General features: G+C 51.8%; 4 protein-coding genes and 7 tRNA genes. All 11 read right to left on the bottom strand.

The features are described 5' to 3' along the window. Positions 1–344 (bottom strand): DUF5366 family protein (locus A6395_RS12035; protein WP_173647394.1); only part of this gene is annotated, 344 nt, incomplete at its 3' end. 228 nt (positions 345–572) lie between these two features. Then, positions 573–1,046, bottom strand: coding sequence for a tRNA (uridine(34)/cytosine(34)/5-carboxymethylaminomethyluridine(34)-2'-O)-methyltransferase TrmL (gene trmL / locus A6395_RS12030; protein WP_070327891.1), 474 nt, complete (start codon positions 1,044–1,046; stop codon positions 573–575). Between the two features lie 10 nt (positions 1,047–1,056). Then, positions 1,057–1,491 carry a methylated-DNA--[protein]-cysteine S-methyltransferase gene (locus A6395_RS12025; RefSeq protein ID WP_070327983.1) on the bottom strand — a complete coding sequence of 145 codons (435 nt, stop codon included), beginning with the start codon at positions 1,489–1,491 and terminating at the stop codon, positions 1,057–1,059. Next, a complete protein-coding gene (gene queG / locus A6395_RS12020) occupies positions 1,481–2,629 on the bottom strand; it encodes a tRNA epoxyqueuosine(34) reductase QueG (RefSeq protein WP_071399198.1) in 1,149 nt (382 codons plus the stop codon). The genes A6395_RS12025 and queG overlap by 11 nt, the downstream gene beginning before the upstream one ends. A 73-nt stretch (positions 2,630–2,702) precedes the next feature. Beyond that, a tRNA-Gly gene (locus A6395_RS12015) sits at positions 2,703–2,773 on the bottom strand. A gap of 6 nt (positions 2,774–2,779) precedes the next feature. Further along, a tRNA-Leu gene (locus tag A6395_RS12010) sits at positions 2,780–2,860 on the bottom strand. Positions 2,861–2,869: 9 nt separating this feature from the next. Next, positions 2,870–2,943 (bottom strand) — tRNA-Cys (locus A6395_RS12005). Between the two features lie 12 nt (positions 2,944–2,955). Beyond that, positions 2,956–3,030, bottom strand: a tRNA-Gly gene (locus A6395_RS12000). Between the two features lie 4 nt (positions 3,031–3,034). After that, a tRNA-Gln gene (locus tag A6395_RS11995) sits at positions 3,035–3,109 on the bottom strand. A 6-nt stretch (positions 3,110–3,115) separates the two neighbouring features. Then, positions 3,116–3,191 (bottom strand) — tRNA-His (locus tag A6395_RS11990). A 9-nt stretch (positions 3,192–3,200) separates the two neighbouring features. Then, positions 3,201–3,271: transfer RNA gene (locus A6395_RS11985), tRNA-Trp, on the bottom strand. Between the last annotated feature and the right edge of the window lie 7 nt (positions 3,272–3,278).

Raw genomic sequence — 3,278 nt, 5'->3', positions numbered from 1 at the left:
AAAAAACTGACACCTGAACCGACCAAAAAAATCGTTGCTCCTGGCTTTAAGCGATGGAGCGAGCTCCCGTTCGTCTCACGCGCAAAAAATGCGAAACCGAGTTGGTTGAACGTATCGGCGACGAGTTTAAAGGCGCTAAACAGCATGAAGTATATCGTGAAGAACATGACGAGCACGAGGATCTTCGTCTCTTGAACAGACAACAGCGCGATGATTTCACTATACACCCCGACACGCGTCAGCCATTGAATGGCGTATTCAGACGTGGCGATAGCGAGTGACATCGAAAAAAGAATGATCCCAATCAACGGGGCGTAGCTTAACAAGTACACATTTGTTTTCATATAGGCTCTCATTTCACAAGAATTTCTCATATTCAGTGCAAATCTATTATCAAGTATATTATAATATTCGTAGTCATGGAGAACAAAAGGGGGATTTTTAAATGGGTTTATTACTAATGGTCGGAATCAGCGTCGTCTTCCTTGCGGCAATCTTAACAGCAGGATACAACAGAAAACCTGAAGGTAATCAATAAGAGCCGCGATTCTCACGAATCGGGCTCTTTTTTCTTACTTTAATCCCGCATAGCTTTGCTGGCGCAGTGCCTCATAGACGATGATGGCTGCCGTGTTCGAGACGTTGAGCGAACGGACGAGGTTTGACTGGGGCAAGCGGATGCAGCGGTCAAGGTTGTCCTCGATCACTTCCATCGGCAAACCTTTCGTCTCACGTCCGAAGACGAAGAAATAGTCCTTCTCGACGTCAGACACGTCAAGGTCACTCGGATACTGTTCGCCGTACTTTGTAATATAGAAAAATTCGCCGTCCGGATGTTGTGCCCATAGTTCGTCAAGCGAGTCATGGTAACGGACGTCGACGAACTGCCAATAGTCGAGGCCGGCCCGTTTTAACATCTTGTCATCCGTCGAGAAGCCGAGCGGACGAATCAGATGGAGCACCGAGTTCGTTGCCGCACACGTCCGCGAGACGTTGCCCGTATTTGCCGGGATTTCCGGTTGAAACATTACTACATGGTTAGCCATAATCTATTCCTCACTTCACTTGTTCGATATCGAGTAATCGTTGTTTTTGATCGAGCCCGCCCGCAAAACCCGTGAGCTGTCCGCTGCTGCCGACGACACGATGGCACGGGAAGATGACAGGCAGCGGATTACGGTTCAACGCCTGGCCGACGGCACGGACTGCTTTCGGACGTCCAATCTGTTCCGCGATTTGTTTATACGTCCGCGTCTCACCAGACGGGATCGTCAACAACGCATCCCACACTTCTTGTTGGAAAACCGTCCCGTTCATATCAATCCACACGCGGTCAATTTCTTGGAGCCCTTCCCGTTCGACCCGTTCGATCATGTCGACGAGCCACACCGGTGCGCTCCCATCTGCCTGTTCTGTTTCCGCAAAGTCTAACGCGATTAACTTCCCCTGCTCATTTAATTCGTACGATAACGTTCCCCATTTAGATGACACGGTCTTCACGTTCCCACTCCTCTCGGAATATACGAATCTCTTCTTTAACCAGTTCTGATTGCTCTACGCGTTCGATCTCTTGATAGATTGCTTCGGCGTCAGTACCGAGAATCGCGCCGATCGCCCAGACAGCCGTCGCCCGCATGTCTTCACGCTCATCGGTTTGAATGAATGTTTCGAGCACCGAGACGGCTGACGGTTCACGGTAATGTGCGAGCGCTAAGATCGCGTTACGTTGAATCGGCTTCTTGCCGCGCCACGAGCCGGACAAGTGACCAAACTTCGCCTTGAACTCGCGGTTACTCAAGCTGAGCAGCGGTTCGAGCAGCGGTTTGACGACTTCTGCCTCCGGCAACAGCTCTTCATGATGGCGCCAATCTTTCTTACGGTTATATGGACAGACTTGTTGGCACGTATCACAGCCGTAAAGGCGTCCGCCAAGCTTCGAGCGGAACTCTCGCGGCATGAGCGTCTTCATCTGGGTCAAGTAAGCGATGCACCGTTTGGCGTCAAGCACACCCGGTTCGACGAGCGCCGTCGTCGGACAGGCGGTCATACATTTATCACAGTCCCCGCACCCGTCCTCGATTGCTGTATCGGGCGGCAGATACGTGTCTAAAATCATCTCCCCCAAGTACAGGTAAGATCCCTTCTCCGGCGAAATGATCGAGCAATTTTTCCCACTAAACCCGATTCCGGCCCGTTCGGCCACAGCCCGATCGACAAGTTCACCCGTGTCGACCATCGAGCGCGTTTTGACGCCGGGAACGAGTTCTTCGATATACGCTTGAAGCTGTTCAAGCCGTGAGCCGACGGCGCGATGATAGTCAAGCCCCCACGAGGCACGCGCGAACAGTCCACGCCGTTCGCCTGCCACGCTCCGGGGCGCATCTTTCAATTTGCTCGGGTAGGCGACCGCAATCGCAATGATCGACTGGGCGTCCTCTAACAATAGTTCAGGCGTCGTCCGTTTATCAAGGTCGGGTTCTTCAAATCCTGAAGCGAAGCCTTTCTCTTGTTGTTTGATGAGCCGTTGTTTCATGACGATGAACGGATCGGCCGTCGTCACTTTCAACTCATCGATCCCGATTGACGCAGCGTACTCGACAATCTGTTGTTTTAGTATCTCAGGAGTCATCCCATTCATCACCTCACTCTTCTTATTTTCGCATACAAAAAATCTCTCCGCCACTAAGGGCAGAGAGATATGAAGCGGGTGAAGAGAATCGAACTCTCGTCATCAGCTTGGAAGGCTGAGGTTTTACCATTAAACTACACCCGCAGAGAGTACCGGTGGTCGGAGTCGAACCGACACTCCAGAGGAACACGATTTTGAGTCGTGCGCGTCTACCAATTCCGCCACACCGGCATATTATGTTGGAGGCGCCAGTCGGAATCGAACCGACGATAGAGGAGTTGCAGTCCTCTGCCTTACCACTTGGCTATGGCGCCAAAGAGATTAAATGGAGCGGAAGACGGGATTCGAACCCGCGACCCCGACCTTGGCAAGGTCGTATTCTACCACTGAACTACTTCCGCAAAATGGCTGGGCTGGAAGGGATCGAACCTACGCATGTCGGAATCAAAATCCGATGCCTTACCACTTGGCTACAGCCCAACAAAATGGGGCGACTGAAGGGAATTGAACCCTCGAATGCCGGAATCACAATCCGGTGCGTTAACCACTTCGCCACAATCGCCATGATAAACAGGGGCAGCAGGAATCGAACCCGCGCTGACGGTTTTGGAGACCGTAGTTCTACCGCTAAACTATGCCCCTAAGTGGT

The organism is Exiguobacterium sp. SH31, from assembly GCF_001816105.1.
Classification (GTDB): domain Bacteria; phylum Bacillota; class Bacilli; order Exiguobacteriales; family Exiguobacteriaceae; genus Exiguobacterium; species Exiguobacterium aurantiacum_A.
This window is presented reverse-complemented; position numbering and strand designations above follow the sequence as displayed.